The sequence below is a fragment of the Loktanella atrilutea genome (genome assembly GCF_900128995.1).
Classification (GTDB): domain Bacteria; phylum Pseudomonadota; class Alphaproteobacteria; order Rhodobacterales; family Rhodobacteraceae; genus Loktanella; species Loktanella atrilutea.
Window position 1 is genome coordinate 13,891 of the sequence record NZ_FQUE01000011.1, and the last position, 14,659, is coordinate 28,549.

Sequence of the window (14,659 nt, forward strand, 5' to 3'; positions counted from 1 at the left end):
TTCCCTGGCTGCGGAACTCATCAGAACAAACCCTCGATCTGGCCTTCGGAGTCAAGACGAATGGTTTCCGACGCCGGATTACGCGGCAAGCCGGGCATGGTCATGATCTCGCCGCAGATCGCGACGACGAAGCCCGCACCGGCGGACAGCCGCACCTCGCGCACCGGCAGCCGGTGGCCGGTCGGCGCGCCGCGCCGGGTCGGATCGGTGGTGAAGGAGTATTGCGTCTTGGCGACGCAGATCGGCAGGTGGCCATAGCCGTGCTCTTGCCATTCGGCCAGCTGACTTCTGATCCTGTCGTCCGCATCGACACCGTCGGCATGGTAGATCCGTCTGGCGATGGTCTCGATCTTGTCCAGAAGCGGCATGTCGTCGGGATAGAGCACCTTGAAATCCGCCTGACCACTGTCAGCGAGGGCCACGACCTTGTGCGCCAGTTCCTCTATCCCGGCGCCGCCGTCGGCCCAGTGACGGCACAGCACCGCCTCCGTCCCCTGCCGGGCGACGTAGTCCTTCACCGCTTTTACCTCGGCCTCCGTATCGCCGGAGAAGTGGTTGATCGCCACGATCACCGGCACGCCGAACCCCTGCAGATTGCCGATGTGACGGCCAAGATTCGGACAGCCGTCCTGCACGGCGGCGACGTTCTCGGCCCCGAGGTCGCCTTTGGCGACGCCGCCGTTCATCTTCATCGCGCGTACCGTGGCGACGAGGACGACCGCGCTGGGTGCCAGACCGGCCTTGCGGCACTTGATGTTCAGGAATTTCTCTGCCCCCAGATCGGCGCCGAAACCGGCCTCGGTCACCACGTAATCCGCGATCTTCAGCGCGGTGGTGGTGGCGATGACGGAATTGCAACCGTGGGCGATATTGGCGAAGGGGCCGCCGTGGACGAAGGCCGGATTGTTTTCAAGCGTCTGCACAAGATTGGGCTGCATCGCGTCCTTCAGCAGAACGGTCATCGCACCATCGGCCTTCAGGTCGCGACAGCAGACCGGCCGCTTGTCGCGGGTATAGGCGACGATCATGTCGCCAAGTCGCCGTTCCAGATCCTTCAGGTCGCGGGCAAGGCACAGAATCGCCATGACTTCCGACGCGACGGTGATGTCGAAGCCGGTCTGGCGGGGGAAACCGTTCGCCACGCCGCCCAGCGAGGTCGCGACATCGCGCAGCGCCCGGTCGTTCATGTCCAGCACCCGTCGCCAGACGATCCGGCGCAGGTCGATGTCCAGCGCATTGCCCCAGTAGATGTGGTTGTCGATCATTGCCGCGAGCAGGTTGTGGGCCGAGGTGATGGCGTGGAAGTCGCCAGTGAAATGCAGGTTCATGTCTTCCATCGGCACGACCTGCGCATGACCGCCGCCAGCGGCGCCGCCCTTCATTCCGAAGTTCGGACCCAGCGATGCCTCGCGGATGCAAATTGCCGCGCGTTTGCCGATCCGGTTCAGCCCGTCGCCAAGGCCCACGGTCGTCGTGGTCTTGCCTTCGCCCGCCGGGGTCGGATTGATCGCGGTCACGAGGATCAGCTTGCCATCCGGTCGGTCCCGCAGGGACGAGATGAAGGATTGGCTGATCTTCGCCTTGTCGTGACCGTAGGGCAGCATGTCGCCGGCCCCGATGCCAAGGCGGGCGCCAACGTCCTGAATCGGCTGCTTCACCGCCTCGCGGGCGATCTGGATATCCGTCTTTACCGCCATGCCGGCTCCTCCCAAAACCATCTCTGCCAAGGTGCTGACACGAACCACGCCCGTTGGGCAATCGTCCCCGCGCCGCGACTGCCGTTTCCCGGCAAGTTTCCGTCCTGACGGAAACCCTAGCCCCACCCGGTCGGGCAGGGAATGCTGTATACGTCGGTATGCGGTAAAGCCTTGTCCGACAACCAAAAGTCTCAGTAGACACACGGCCTTTCACCGATCAACCTGCAAGAGAGGGGGAAGACACCGGCGGGAGGGGTGAAGCCTGCGTCAGACCCAGCACGCGACAGCGGGAGGTGTCAGATGACGGTTTCGACTGTGCCACGCGCGGTGACGACGGGCCCCGTACGGATCCTTCTGGCAGAGGCAAATCCCTTCGTCGTGTCCGCGCTGACCACCTGCTTCGACGGCGAGGCGCGGTTTCGCCTGATCGGCAGTGTTGATCGCGGAGCAGATGTGCTGGCGGTCAGGCCCGACACGGTGGACGTGGTCGTGCTGGCGTGGCAGCTCGTGGACATGATTGCCCCCGACGTGCTGCGCGCCTTGAAGGCCCGGGGGTCGGGGCTACCGGTCACGATCTTTTCCAACACCCGCGATCTGGGACACGTGCGACAGTCCGTGCGGTTGGGTGCGCTGGGGTTCTGCTATCAGTTCGACGAACCGTCGGTGCTGTTCGACACGCTGCACGCGGTGGCGAACGGGCGCATCTGCGTGCCCTTCATCGACGTGACCAAGATCAACGACACCCCGCTGGCGCAGCTGACCGTGCGAGAGAGGGAGTTGTTGTCGGTGCTGGCACGGGGCTGGACCAACCAGCAGATCGCGAACCGCACGGGCATTTCAGAGAATACAGTGAAGTATCACCTCAAGAACCTTTACGACAAGCTGGGAGTGCACAACCGTGCGATGGCGGTTGCCGTCTTTTCCCGCGAATCCTCGGACTGAACCCTGGCCCTGCCGATGACAGTCGCGACGTCGGCGGTCAGGCGCAGCCGGTGCCCCGGACCCCGATCGGGTAGGCACCGCCCCCCCGCCGCGACGGCGTTTCCTATCCTGCAAGGTGTTCTGACCGCGGCCCGCTGCCCGCATCCTGAGGTCAGATCGACGCGCAGCATTCCAAGGGAGGACCACCGCATGCCCGGCTTCAACCACCTCTACATCCCCGGCCCGACGAACGTGCCCGATCAGGTGCGGATGGCGATGAACGTGTCCATGCAGGACATGCGAGCCCCCGATTTCCCCGCCTTCACCAAACCGCTGTTCGAGAAGGTCGCGAAGGTGTTCCGCAACACGACGGGCCGCGTCTTCCTCTACCCCTCCTCCGGCACCGGCGCCTGGGAGGCGGCGATCCAGAACACCTTGTCCCCCGGCGACAAGGTGCTGATGAGCCGCTTCGGCCAATTCTCGCACCTCTGGGCCGACATGGCGATGCGTCTCGGCCTTGATGTGGAATTGATCGACTGCGACTGGGGCACCGGCGTGCCGGTGGAGCAATACGCCGAGCGCCTGAACGCCGACGTCGCGCACGAGATTCAGGCCGTCTTCGTCACCCACAACGAGACCGCCACCGGCGTCACCTCGAACGTCAAGGCGGTGCGCGAGGCGCTGGATGCGGCCAAGCACCCGGCCCTTCTGATGGTGGACGGGGTCAGCGCCGTAGGCTCGATCCCCTTCGATCAGGACGCCTGGCGGGTGGACTGCGCCGTGTCGGGATCGCAGAAGGGCTTCATGCTGCCGGCGGGCCTCGGCATGCTGTCGGTCAGCAAGTGGGCGCTGGATGCAAACAAGCGCGCCGGCTACGCGCGCACGTTCTTCAGCTTCGAGGACATGATTGCCAACAACAACAACGGTTATTTCCCTTACACCCCCGCGACCCAGTTGTTGCACGGTCTGAATACCAGCGTCGACATGATGCTGGACGAGGGGCTGGAGAATATCTGGGCCCGCCACCACCGGCTGGCCACGGGCGTGCGCAAGGCCGTCGCCGCATGGGGCCTCGACCTCTGTGCGCAGGAGGAGAAGTGGTATTCGGACACCGTCTCCGCGATCCTCGTGCCGGAGGGTTTCGACGCCCGCGACGTCATCTCGACCGCCTACAGCAAGTACAACACCTCGCTGGGGTCGGGTCTGTCCAAGGTGGCAGGCAAGGTGTTCCGTATCGGGCATCTGGGCTGGCTGAACGAAGGCATGGTCTGCACCGCCCTGTCGGTTGCGGAAATGGCGCTGATCGACACCGGTATCAAGATCGAGGCCGGGTCCGGCGTCGGTGCAGCGATCACCCACTTCAGCCAGACCGCTGCGGATGCCACCCCCAAGCGCGCCGCCGCCTGATCCCCCTTACTGACAGGAACGCCCCCATGTCCCACACCGTCCACGGCATGCGCGCCACGCGCCTGCAACGCTCCACCCTCGCGGTGCCCGCGTCGAATCCCTCCATGGTGGAAAAGGCCGCCGAGTCCGAGGCCGACGTCGTCTTCCTTGACCTGGAGGACGCCGTCGCCCCCAACGACAAGGAACAGGCCCGCAAGAACGCGATCCAGCTGCTCAACGACATCGACTGGAAGGGCAGGAACAAGGTCACGTCCCTGCGGATCAACGGCCTTGATACCCATTACATGTACCGCGACGTGGTGGATGTGGTGGAACAGGCCGGCGACAGGCTGGACGTCATCCTGATCCCCAAGGTAGGCCTGCCCGCCGACGTCTATATGGTCGAGGCGATGCTGAACCAGATCGAGATGGCCAAGGGTCTGAAGCGCAAGATCGGCATCGAGGCGCTGATCGAGACGCCGCTGGGCATGGCCAATGTGGAGGCCATCGCCGCCGCCCCGTCCCGGCTGGAGGCGATGCACTTTGGCGTGGCCGACTACGCCGCCTTCCACAAGGCGCGGACCGTCAACATCGGCGGCCTGAACCCGAACTACCCGGGCGATCAGTGGCACGCGGCGCTCAGCCGCATGACCACCGCCTGCCGGGCCTATGGCATAAGGCCCATCGACGGGCCCTTCGGCGACTTCTCTGATCCGGACGGGTTCCGCGATGCCTGCAAGCGCGGCGCGGCGCTGGGGATCGAAGGGAAATGGGCGATTCACCCCAGCCAGATCGCGCTCGCGAACGAGGAATATTCGCCCACCGAGGCCGAGGTCGACCGCGCCCGCCAGATCCTCGTGGCGCTGGAGGAAGCGGCGGCGCAGGGCCGTGGTGCGGCCAGCCTGAACGGCAAGATGGTCGACGCCGCATCAGAGAAAATGGCCAGGAACATTCTGGCGGTGCAGGAGGTCCTGAAGGCGCGCGCGGCGTAGGCCGGAGGGATCAGCAGGGAGGACGATCATGGACATCCACGAATATCAGGCCAAGGAACTGCTGGCGACGCGGGGGCTGCGCATGCCGCGCGGTGGACTGGCCTACAGCCCCGAACAGGCTGCCTATCGCGCCACGGAAATCGGCGGCGACCGCTGGGTGGTCAAGGCGCAGGTCCATTCCGGCGCCCGCGGCAAGGCCGGCGGCATCATCCTGTGCGACAGCGATACGGAAGTGGCGGAGGCCGCGGAAAAGCTGCTGGGCCAGCGTCTGGTCACGGCGCAGACGGGGCCGCAGGGCAAGCTCATCAATCGCCTCTACATCGAGGAGACGGTCAGGATCGACAAGGAGCTTTATCTGGGCTTCGTGCTGGACCGCAAGGAAGAGCGGATCATCGTCATCGCCTCTTCCGCCGGCGGGATGGAGATCGAGCAAATCGCCGCGGATGCCCCGGACAGCATGGTACGCGCCTCCGTCGATCCGGGGGTCGGCATGCGCGAGTTCCAGGCGCGGGAAATCGCCTTCGGCCTTGGCCTTGACGGGGCGGTGATCGGCAAGACCGTCGACACGATCCTCGCCTGCTACCGCGCCTTCCGCGACTTCGATGCCTCGATGCTGGAAATCAATCCCCTTGTCGTCAGCGGCAACGAGGTGATCGCCCTCGATGCCAAGATGAGCTTTGACGAGAATGCCCTGTTCCGCCGGCCCGAGATCTCGGAATTGCGCGACAAGAGTCAGGAGGACCCGAGAGAGACTTTCGCGTCGGACCGCGGCCTGTCCTACGTCAGCCTCGACGGCGACATCGGCTGCATCATCAACGGCGCCGGCCTTGCGATGGCGACGATGGACATGATCAAGATTGCCGGCGGCGAGCCTGCGAACTTCCTTGATATCGGCGGCGGCGCGTCACCGGACCGGGTGGCGAAATCCTTTCGCGCGGTGCTGGCCGACAAGAAGGTGAAGGTGATCCTCGTGAACATCTTCGCAGGCATCAATCGCTGCGACTGGGTCGCCGAAGGCGTGGTCAAGGCACTGTCAGAGGTGGGCGTCGAATGCCCGCTGATCGTGCGCCTGTCCGGCACCAAGGTCGAAGAGGGCAAGCGCATCCTCGCCGAGAAGGCCCCGACCGTGACGGTCGCCGATACCTTGAAGGAAGCCGCGGAGGCTGCCGTCGCGGCGCTTCAGTCGGTCGAACGCAACGCAGCCTGAGGAGGGCGGATCACATGGCAATCTTGCTGACGAAAGACACGCGCGTGCTGGTGCAGGGTTTCACCGGGCGGATCGGATCGTTCCACGCGCAGGAGATGATGGACTACGGCACACGCGTCGTAGGCGGCGTGACCCCCGGCAAGGGCGGCAGCAACCACCTTGGCGTGCCGGTGTTCAACACCGTGAAGGGCGCCGTGGCAGAAACCGGGGCCGAGGCGTCGATCGTCTTCGTCCCGCCACCCTTTGCGGCCGACGCGATCATGGAAGCGGCCGACGCGGGGATCAGGTACTGCACCTGCGTTACCGACGGCATCCCGGCGCAGGACATGATGCGGGTGAAACGCTACATGCGGCGCTACAAATCCGAAATGCGGATGCGCCTGACCGGTCCGAACTGCGCCGGTACGATCACACCCGGCCAAGCAATGATGGGAATCATGCCGGGCAGCATCTACATGCCCGGTCGGGTCGGCATCGTCGGACGCTCCGGCACGCTGGGCTACGAGGCCGCAAGTCAGATGAAGGCGCGGGGCATCGGCGTCTCGACTTCCGTGGGCATCGGCGGCGACCCGATCAACGGCTCGTCCTTCCGAGATATCCTCGAACTCTTCGAAGCGGACCCCGACACCGATGCCGTCGTGATGATCGGAGAGATCGGCGGCCCGCAGGAGGCGGAAGCGGCGCATTGGGCGGCGGAGCACATGACCAAACCATTGATGGCCTATGTTGCCGGGTTGTCTGCGCCCAAAGGCAAGGTGATGGGCCACGCGGGTGCAATCGTCTCTGCCTTCGGCGAATCCGCGCAGGAGAAGGTGGATATCATCCGCGAGCTCGGGCACGCCATCGTGCCGCATCCGGCGGCCTTCGGCGAAACTGCCGAGGCGATCCTGTCGGGCAACAAGGTGGCTGCGTGACGAAGGCAAGGATCCTGCTGACGCGGCGTTGGCCGGCAGCCGTCGAGCACCGCCTGTCGCGGGACTACGACACGACGTTGAACACGGACGACGTGCCGATGACGACCGAGGCGATCGGCGCAGCCCTGAATGATTACGATGCGGTCTGCCCTACCGTGTCGGATCGCCTGCCCGCGCGGATCTTTACCGGGGACCACCGGGCGCGGATCATCGGGAACTTCGGCGTGGGCTTCAACCATATCGACATTGCCGCCGCGAACGGTGCGGGCCTGACCGTGACGAATACGCCGGGCGTCCTGACCGACTGCACGGCGGACACGGCTCTGACCCTCATGCTGATGCTGGCCCGCCGGGCCGGCGAGGGCGAGCGCGAGCTGCGGGCCGGACACTGGAGCGGTTGGCGCCCGACCCACATGATGGGCACCCGGCTGCGGGGCAAGACACTAGGCATCATCGGCATGGGCCGCATCGGCATTGCCACCGCGCACCGCGCCCGGACGGCGCTGGGGATGAAGGTGATCTATTACAATCGTTCCGAGGTCTCATCGGATCGCTTGACCGATCTGAATGCGCAACGTCGCGACTGTATCGAGGCGGTGCTGGAGGAGGCGGATGTCGTCTCGCTTCACCTGCCGGGCGGTGGTGAAAACACGCACCTGATGGATGCCGAACGTATCGCGCTGATCGGACCAGAGGGGTTTGTGATCAACACCGCCCGTGGCGACGTGATCGACCAGACCGCATTGATTACGGCCCTGCGGGAGGGTCGGATCAAGGGTGCGGGTCTCGACGTATTCGAAGGCGAACCGCAGGTGCCGGCAGAGCTGATCGCGATGGAGAATGTCGTCCTGCTGCCGCACCTTGGCAGCGCCACAACGGAAACGCGGGAGGACATGGGTCATATGGTTGCCGACAACCTTGACGCGTTCTTTGCCGGCCGGGCGGTCCCGAATACGGTCAGTTGAGAGCGCCCAATGGCGTCAGGCGGCGCTGCTGGACTTGTTCCGCTGCAGCGTCGCGATAAGGTCTGTGAACTGTTCGTTCTGGATCGCCACATGGCTTCGCATGGCGTCGGCCGCTTCTGCCGACTGCCCGGCGCCGATCGCCGCAAGGATCGCGGCGTGTTCGCGCAGCGATGCACCGATCCGCGCACGCGCACGCAGCTGCAGCCGCCGGAAGGCCTGCAGGCGTTTCTGAAGGCGACCGATCTCCTGATGCAGAAATCCATTGCCGCCGATGACGCGGATGGCGTCGTGAAACGCCTCGTTGGCGTAGTAATAGGTATCGCTGTCGCCGGAGTCGGCGGCGATGCGACAGGCTTCGTGACATTCCTCGAGCGTTTGCAGATCGGCCTGCGATGCGCGCCGCGCGGCATTGCGGGCACAAAGCGCTTCCAGCTCTGCCATGACTTCGAACATCTCGCGCAGGCGGGCGGGGCCGGTATCGACGACGAAGGCGCCGCGCCGCGGAAACTGCTCGACCAGCCCTGTGGCGGCCAGTTGGAACAGCGCTTGACGGATCGGCGTCCGCGAGACGCCGAATTCCTGCGCCAAGGAGACCTCGTCCAGCCGCGCACCGGGGCGCAGGGCGCCGGTCAGGATGCGATCCTCGATCGCGTCGCGCAGGTTGGGGGTGTCAGTCGTCACCATGTCGCCTTTCGTATCCTTCCGCATGAATACCAGAATCCGCCGCTTGTATACAATATTTCTTGCGTGCCTGCGATTTGTTGTTAACGTCAGGGCAAGGCGCCGGATCGTCTTGGAGGAGATCCCGGCAGACCGTCATATCTTGGGGAGGAAAACCAATGAAACTTGCAATTCTGGGTACCGTCACGGCGCTGGCGACGACGGCTCTTGGCTCTGCCGCCTTTGCAGAGACGCTGAAACTGAGCCACCAGTGGGCCGAAGGCGACGTGCGCCATCAGGTCGCGCAGATGGTGGCCGACGACGTCAAGGCCGCCGGTGTCGATCTGGATATCCAGATCTTTCCGAACCAGACGCTTTTCAAGGCGCGTGAGCAGTACACACCCCTGTCGCGCGGTCAGCTCGACATGACGATCCTGCCGCTGTCCTATGCGGGCGGCCAGCAGCCAGCCTACAACCTGACCCTGATGCCGGGTCTGGTGAAGAACCACGACCACGCCGCGCGCCTGTCCGCGTCGCCCTTCATGGCAGAGATCGAGAAGATCATGGCCGAGGATGACGTCGTGACTCTGGTTCACGGCTACCTCGCCGGCGGTTTCGGGTCCAACAAGGGCTGCATCACCGCGCCCGAGGACGTGAACGGTGTCACGATCCGCGCCGCGGGCAAGAGCTTCGAGCAGATGCTGGCGGGCGCCGGTGCGTCGATCTCCTCGATGGCGTCGTCCGAGATTTATCCCGCTCTGCAGACCGGTGTATTGGACGCGACGAACACCTCTTCCGAAAGCTTCGTCAGCTATCGCCTTTACGAGCAGCTGTCGTGCTACACGCCCGCCGGCGACTACGCGCTGTGGTTCATGTATCAGCCGTTGATGATGAACAAGACGACCTTCGACAACCTCACGCCGGAGCAGCAGACCGCCCTGACGGACGCCGGCAAGAAGGCCGAGGCATTCTACCTCGAACAGGCAAAGCAGGGCGACCAGATCGCGACGGAGGCCTTCGAGAAAGCCGGGGTCGAGATCGCCCAGATGAACGAGGAGGATTTCAACGCCTGGCTGGAACTGGCGAAGACCACCTCCTACCCCGCCTTCGTCGAAGAGATGCCCGACGGTGGTCAGAACCTTCTGGACATGGCATTGGCCGTCGAATGAGACCTTGGGACGGCGGGTGGCCCGCCGTCCCCCCTTTGGCAATAGAGGTCTGACCGCGTGACTTTCCCCGATGGCGCCCCGCGCCAACTTCCGTTTCCCGTCCGTGCGATCATGGGCATCTCGACCCTGTGCGGAATCGTCGCGTCGGTGATGATGCTGGTGGCCGTGCTCATTACCTGCCAGATGATCTTTGTCCGCAGCGTACTGAACCAGTCGACCGTCTGGCAGACGGAGGTCGTGATCTATCTGATGATTGCCGCGACCCTGATCGGTTTGCCTTACGTGCAGAAGCTGCGGGGGCACGTCGGCGTCGACCTGCTGCCGACGTTGCTGCCGCAGACGATGCGGCGCGGGCTTGCCATCGCGACCCTCGTCATCACCGCGCTGATGATCGCGATCATGCTGTGGTACGGCTTCGACATGTGGCACTTCGCATACGAACGCGGCTGGAAGTCCGAAACCGTGCTGTCCGCGCCGCTTTGGATTCCCTACCTCGCGATCCCGGTCGGGTTCTTCTTGTTCCTGCTGCAACTGCTGGCGGACCTCTGGCTGTCGGTTACGGCCTTTCCGATGGATGCCAAGGGCCTGCCCGCGATCGGACCTGAAATGAGCGAGGACTACTGATGGACCCGCTCAGCCTCGGCGGCCTTGTCGCGCTGTTTACCGTCGTCATCCTGTTCTCGGGTATCCCCGTGGCCGTCGGCCTTCTGATGGTTGCGACCGGGTTCCTCTATGTCTTCGACGGCCCCCGCAGCCTGCAGGCCCTGCCGGAGCTCTTCTACGGCGACCTCAATTCCTTCGCCCTGCTGTCGATCCCGATGTTCATCATCATGGGGGCGGCTATTTCCTCGACCCGCGCGGGACCCGACCTTTACGAGGCGCTAGAGCGTTGGCTCACCCGCGTGCCGGGCGGCCTGTTGGTCTCGAACCTTGGGGCCTGCGCGCTCTTCGCCGCGATGTCGGGGTCCAGCCCTGCCACCTGTGCGGCCATCGGCAAGATGGGCATTCCAGAGATGCGCAAGCGCGGCTATCCGGACGAGGTCGCCGCAGGGTCCATCGCCGCGGGCGGCACGCTGGGCATCCTGATCCCGCCCTCCGTCACGATGATCGTCTACGGCATCGCGACCGAGACAAGTATCGGCCGCCTGTTCCTGGCCGGTGTACTGCCCGGCCTGCTGCTGGTCGGCCTCTTCATCGCCTGGGCGATCTTCGACACCTGGCGACGCGGGGCGGCGGGCGTGGCCCTGTCCGGCATCACCTACAGCTGGCGCGAGAAGTTCGAGATCCTGCCCCGCGTCATCCCGTTCATCCTCATCATCGCAGGCGTGCTCTATGCTCTTTACGGCGGCATCGCGACGCCGAGCGAGACGGCGGCGGTCGGCGCACTGCTTTGCATCGTCGTCGCCATCGTCGTCTATCGCATGACGCAGCCCGCCGCCCTGTGGGCCGTGTTGCGCGACAGCACGCGGGAATCCGTGATGATCCTTTTCATCATCGGCGCAGCGGGGGTGTTCAGCTTCATGCTGTCGTCGCTGTTCGTGACGCAATCCATCGCTGCATGGATCGCCGATCTGGAGGTCAATCGCTGGGTCCTGATGGCGGTGATCAACCTGTTCCTGCTGGTCGCGGGCTTCTTTTTACCGCCCGTCGCGGTGATCCTGATGTCGGCACCGATCCTGCTCCCGATCATCGTGACGGCAGGGTTCGATCCCTACTGGTTCGCCGTGATCGTGACGATCAACATGGAAATCGGCCTGATCACGCCACCGGTGGGCCTGAACCTCTACGTCATCAACGGCATTGCGCCCGACATCAACCTCAAGAAGATCCTGATCGGGTCCATGCCCTTCGTGCTGTGCATGGTGCTGGCCATTGTAATTCTGTCGGCCTTTCCGTCCATCGTCACATGGTTGCCAGACGTGCTGATGGGGCCAGAGCAATGATGCGCGCGACCAATGTCTTTAACGACCTTGTCGGACGGGTCGCGGACAGGGGTCGCAACCTGATGGGCACGACCGCCCCGCGCAACATGGCCCAGATGTGCGATACCCTGCTTACGGGAAAGGGCGAAGCGACGGGCCTAGCCCTCGCCCGGGCGATCTTCGACCGCTACGACGGCATGGGCCTTGCAGACAGGCACGCGTTCTTCACCATGCTGCGCGACCGCTTCGGGGTGGACCGGGCCCGGACGGAGACCGTGTTGAAGCAATGGCAGGACGGTGACGAGACAAAGCTGCGCGATCTGCACACGGCGTCGGAACCGCGATCGCAAGAGCTGATCCGCCGCCTGAACCGCGCACCCGGCGGCACCCGGCGACTGGTCGCGATGCGCCATGACCTGCTGCAACTGATGGACGATGATCGCACCCTGACGCCGCTCGACGCCGATTTCCGGCATCTCTTCGGGTCGTGGTTCAACCGCGGTTTCCTCGAACTGCAGCGGATCGACTGGCACACGCCCGCCAACGTGCTGGAGAAGATCATCCGCTACGAGGCGGTGCATGAGATCAGCGGCTGGGACGATCTGCGGCGCCGGGTCGCCGCGCCCGACCGCAGGCTCTATGCCTTCTTCCACCCCGCGCTGGGCGACGATCCCCTGATCTTCGTCGAGGTGGCGCTGACCGCGGACATCCCCGGCGACATCGGTGGAATCCTCGCAGCCGATCGTGCAATGACGGACACCGCCAAGGCGCAAACGGCGGTCTTCTATTCCATTTCGAATTGTCAGGCGGGGCTGCGAGGCATTTCCTTCGGCAATTTTCTGATCAAGCAGGTGGTGGAGGAACTGGGCCGCGAATGGCCGAACCTGACCACCTTCGTCACCCTTTCGCCTGTGCCGGGCCTGCGCCGCTGGGCGCTGGCGCACCGGGACGAGCTGCCAAAGTACCTGTCGGACACGGTCGCCGCCGCAGAGGACGGCAGCCGCCCGGTGGCCCTCTCTGACCTCACCGCGCATTACATGCTGACATCCCGTCACCCGCGCGGTGGTGCGACCGACCCGGTCGCTCGCTTCCATCTTGGCAACGGGGCCCGGCTGGAACGGATTAACCGAGACGCCGATGCCTCTGCCAACGGTCAGACGGCATCGTGGGGGGTCATGGTGAACTACCTCTACGATCTGGACACCATCGAGCGAAACCACGAAGCCTATTCCACGATGGGCGAGATCATCGCGGCCCCGCCCGTACGCCGCCTGCTGAAGACACGATAAGGACCGATCCGATGTATGACGACAATCACCTTGCCCACGCCCTGCGCGCGGCCTCCGTCGGGCAGGAGGGGGCGACCTTTTCGACCAATGCGCTGAACGGGGCAGTGACGACCTACGGCGAGTTGTGGTCGCAGGCAGAGGCGATGGCGGGTGCGCTGGTGGGTCTGGGCGTCCAGACCGGCGACCGGGTCGCGGTACAGATCGAAAAATCGATCAATGGTCTCGCCTGTTACCTCGGGACCTTGCTGGCGGGAGCGATCCACCTGCCGCTGAATACCGGCTATCCGGCGGCGGAGGTGTCCTATTTCCTGAACGACGCCGCGCCGCGCGTCTTTATCTGCGATCCGGCCAAGTTGGACACACTGACGTCCGTCGCAACAGAGGCCGGTGTAACCCACGTCCTGACGCTGGACGCAGACGGCGCCGGCACCCTGACCGATGCCGCAGACGATGCGACGCCGCTGGCGCAGGCCGTGGCGCGGGGGGCCGACGATCTCGCGGCTTTCCTTTACACCTCTGGCACCACAGGGCGCAGCAAGGGCGCCATGCTGACCCACGGCAACCTCGCGTCCAATGCGGATACCCTGCGCGATCACTGGCAATTCACGGCGGACGACGTTCTGATCCACGCGCTGCCCGTATTCCACACTCACGGGTTATTCGTTGCGATCAACGTGACGCTGTTGGCGGGCGGCGCGATCATCCTGCACCGCAATTTCGACGCAGCCGCGATTCTGAAGGATTTCAGTCGCGCCACGGCGCTGATGGGCGTGCCGACATTCTATACCCGCCTGCTGGACCAGCCCGGATTGACGACGGAGGCCTGCGCCGGCATGCGGCTCTTCGTTTCGGGTTCTGCCCCGATGCTGCTGGATACCCATCTGAAATGGCGCGACCGCACCGGGCATACGGTGCTGGAACGCTACGGCATGACCGAGACCTGCATGAATACGTCGAACCCCTACGACGGAGAACGCAAGCCCGGCACGGTCGGCCTGCCCCTGCCCGGCGTGTCGCTGCGGCTGGCGGGGGCGGACGGCGCCCCGACCCCACCGGGAGAGCCCGGGGGGATCGAGGTGAAGGGTCCGAACCTTTTCAAGGGCTACTGGCAAATGCCCGAGAAGACGGCGCAGGACATGCGGCCCGACGGCTGGTTCATCACCGGCGACATCGGCCAGATCGACGCGGACGGGTACGTCACCATCGTCGGGCGGTCCAAGGACCTGATCATCTCTGGCGGCTACAATATCTATCCCAAAGAGATCGAGGCGCTGATCGACGACATCGACGGCGTGACCGAGAGTGCTGCCTTCGGCCTGCCTGATGCGGACTTCGGCGAAAGCGTTGCCGTGGCGGTCGTGCTGGACCGAGGGGCGGAGGTAACGGCCGACACGATCAAGGACGCCATCGCGCCGCAGCTTGCGCGCTACAAGCACCCCCGCGCCGTCCACATCGTCGATGCCCTGCCCCGCAACACCATGGGCAAGGTGCAGAAGAACCAGCTGCGCCAAACCTTCACCCCAGAGGCGTGACCACT

13 protein-coding genes are annotated in these 14,659 nt (G+C 64.7%); 11 read left to right on the plus strand and 2 right to left on the minus strand.

Annotation, left to right across the window (positions count from 1 at the left end; all coding sequences use genetic code 11):
- Positions 1-20 precede the first annotated feature (20 nt).
- Entirely contained in the window at positions 21-1,697 is a 1,677-nt protein-coding gene (locus BUA54_RS17100) for a formate--tetrahydrofolate ligase (protein ID WP_072858486.1), read from the minus strand.
- A gap of 300 nt (positions 1,698-1,997) precedes the next feature.
- On the opposite strand from BUA54_RS17100, the gene BUA54_RS17105 reads away from it, so the two are divergent.
- The 6 genes from BUA54_RS17105 (at position 1,998) to BUA54_RS17130 (ending at position 8,082) form a co-directional block, all read left to right on the plus strand.
- Positions 1,998-2,639 carry a response regulator transcription factor gene (locus BUA54_RS17105; protein WP_072858487.1) on the plus strand — a complete coding sequence of 214 codons (642 nt, stop codon included), beginning with the start codon at positions 1,998-2,000 and terminating at the stop codon, positions 2,637-2,639.
- 189 nt (positions 2,640-2,828) lie between these two features.
- On the plus strand, positions 2,829-4,025 hold the full coding sequence (locus BUA54_RS17110; protein WP_072858488.1) for an aminotransferase class V-fold PLP-dependent enzyme: 1,197 nt from the start codon (positions 2,829-2,831) through the stop codon (positions 4,023-4,025).
- Positions 4,026-4,051: 26 nt separating this feature from the next.
- Complete coding sequence (locus tag BUA54_RS17115; RefSeq protein WP_072858489.1) at positions 4,052-4,996, plus strand: HpcH/HpaI aldolase/citrate lyase family protein; 945 nt, start codon at positions 4,052-4,054, stop codon at positions 4,994-4,996.
- A 28-nt stretch (positions 4,997-5,024) separates the two neighbouring features.
- Complete coding sequence (locus BUA54_RS17120; protein WP_072858490.1) at positions 5,025-6,203, plus strand: malate--CoA ligase subunit beta; 1,179 nt, start codon at positions 5,025-5,027, stop codon at positions 6,201-6,203.
- A 14-nt stretch (positions 6,204-6,217) separates the two neighbouring features.
- Positions 6,218-7,117, plus strand: coding sequence for a succinate--CoA ligase subunit alpha (gene sucD, locus BUA54_RS17125; protein ID WP_072858491.1), 900 nt, complete (start codon positions 6,218-6,220; stop codon positions 7,115-7,117).
- The gene (locus BUA54_RS17130) at positions 7,114-8,082 is read left to right on the plus strand and encodes a 2-hydroxyacid dehydrogenase (protein WP_072858492.1); all 969 of its coding nucleotides are present in this window, start codon (positions 7,114-7,116) and stop codon (positions 8,080-8,082) included. Before sucD ends, BUA54_RS17130 begins: the two co-directional genes overlap by 4 nt.
- 15 nt (positions 8,083-8,097) lie before the next feature.
- Here the strand turns inward: BUA54_RS17130 and BUA54_RS17135 are convergent, their stop codons facing one another.
- Entirely contained in the window at positions 8,098-8,790 is a 693-nt protein-coding gene (locus BUA54_RS17135; protein ID WP_245810753.1) for a GntR family transcriptional regulator, read from the minus strand.
- Between the two features lie 131 nt (positions 8,791-8,921).
- On the opposite strand from BUA54_RS17135, the gene dctP reads away from it, so the two are divergent.
- The 5 genes from dctP (at position 8,922) to BUA54_RS17160 (ending at position 14,654) form a co-directional block, all read left to right on the plus strand.
- Positions 8,922-9,911, plus strand: coding sequence for a TRAP transporter substrate-binding protein DctP (gene dctP / locus BUA54_RS17140; RefSeq protein WP_072858493.1), 990 nt, complete (start codon positions 8,922-8,924; stop codon positions 9,909-9,911).
- Positions 9,912-10,022: 111 nt separating this feature from the next.
- A complete protein-coding gene (locus BUA54_RS17145; protein WP_084114517.1) occupies positions 10,023-10,535 on the plus strand; it encodes a TRAP transporter small permease in 513 nt (170 codons plus the stop codon).
- Positions 10,535-11,854: a TRAP transporter large permease gene (locus BUA54_RS17150; protein ID WP_072858495.1), complete on the plus strand. Its 1,320-nt coding sequence runs from the start codon at positions 10,535-10,537 to the stop codon at positions 11,852-11,854. Before BUA54_RS17145 ends, BUA54_RS17150 begins: the two co-directional genes overlap by 1 nt.
- A complete protein-coding gene (locus BUA54_RS17155; RefSeq protein WP_072858496.1) occupies positions 11,851-13,122 on the plus strand; it encodes a malonyl-CoA decarboxylase in 1,272 nt (423 codons plus the stop codon). Before BUA54_RS17150 ends, BUA54_RS17155 begins: the two co-directional genes overlap by 4 nt.
- Positions 13,123-13,133: 11 nt before the next feature.
- Positions 13,134-14,654 carry a malonate--CoA ligase gene (locus tag BUA54_RS17160; RefSeq protein ID WP_072858497.1) on the plus strand — a complete coding sequence of 507 codons (1,521 nt, stop codon included), beginning with the start codon at positions 13,134-13,136 and terminating at the stop codon, positions 14,652-14,654.
- Positions 14,655-14,659 lie beyond the last annotated feature (5 nt).

Coding starts and splice junctions, on each gene's coding strand:
- BUA54_RS17100 (WP_072858486.1), bottom strand. CDS start 1,697: ATGGCGGTAAAGACGGATATCCAGATCGCCCGCGAGGCGGTGAAGCAG.
- BUA54_RS17105 (WP_072858487.1), top strand. CDS start 1,998: ATGACGGTTTCGACTGTGCCACGCGCGGTGACGACGGGCCCCGTACGG.
- BUA54_RS17110 (WP_072858488.1), top strand. CDS start 2,829: ATGCCCGGCTTCAACCACCTCTACATCCCCGGCCCGACGAACGTGCCC.
- BUA54_RS17115 (WP_072858489.1), top strand. CDS start 4,052: ATGTCCCACACCGTCCACGGCATGCGCGCCACGCGCCTGCAACGCTCC.
- BUA54_RS17120 (WP_072858490.1), top strand. CDS start 5,025: ATGGACATCCACGAATATCAGGCCAAGGAACTGCTGGCGACGCGGGGG.
- sucD (WP_072858491.1), top strand. CDS start 6,218: ATGGCAATCTTGCTGACGAAAGACACGCGCGTGCTGGTGCAGGGTTTC.
- BUA54_RS17135 (WP_245810753.1), bottom strand. CDS start 8,790: ATGCGGAAGGATACGAAAGGCGACATGGTGACGACTGACACCCCCAAC.
- dctP (WP_072858493.1), top strand. CDS start 8,922: ATGAAACTTGCAATTCTGGGTACCGTCACGGCGCTGGCGACGACGGCT.
- BUA54_RS17145 (WP_084114517.1), top strand. CDS start 10,023: ATGGGCATCTCGACCCTGTGCGGAATCGTCGCGTCGGTGATGATGCTG.
- BUA54_RS17150 (WP_072858495.1), top strand. CDS start 10,535: ATGGACCCGCTCAGCCTCGGCGGCCTTGTCGCGCTGTTTACCGTCGTC.
- BUA54_RS17155 (WP_072858496.1), top strand. CDS start 11,851: ATGATGCGCGCGACCAATGTCTTTAACGACCTTGTCGGACGGGTCGCG.
- BUA54_RS17160 (WP_072858497.1), top strand. CDS start 13,134: ATGTATGACGACAATCACCTTGCCCACGCCCTGCGCGCGGCCTCCGTC.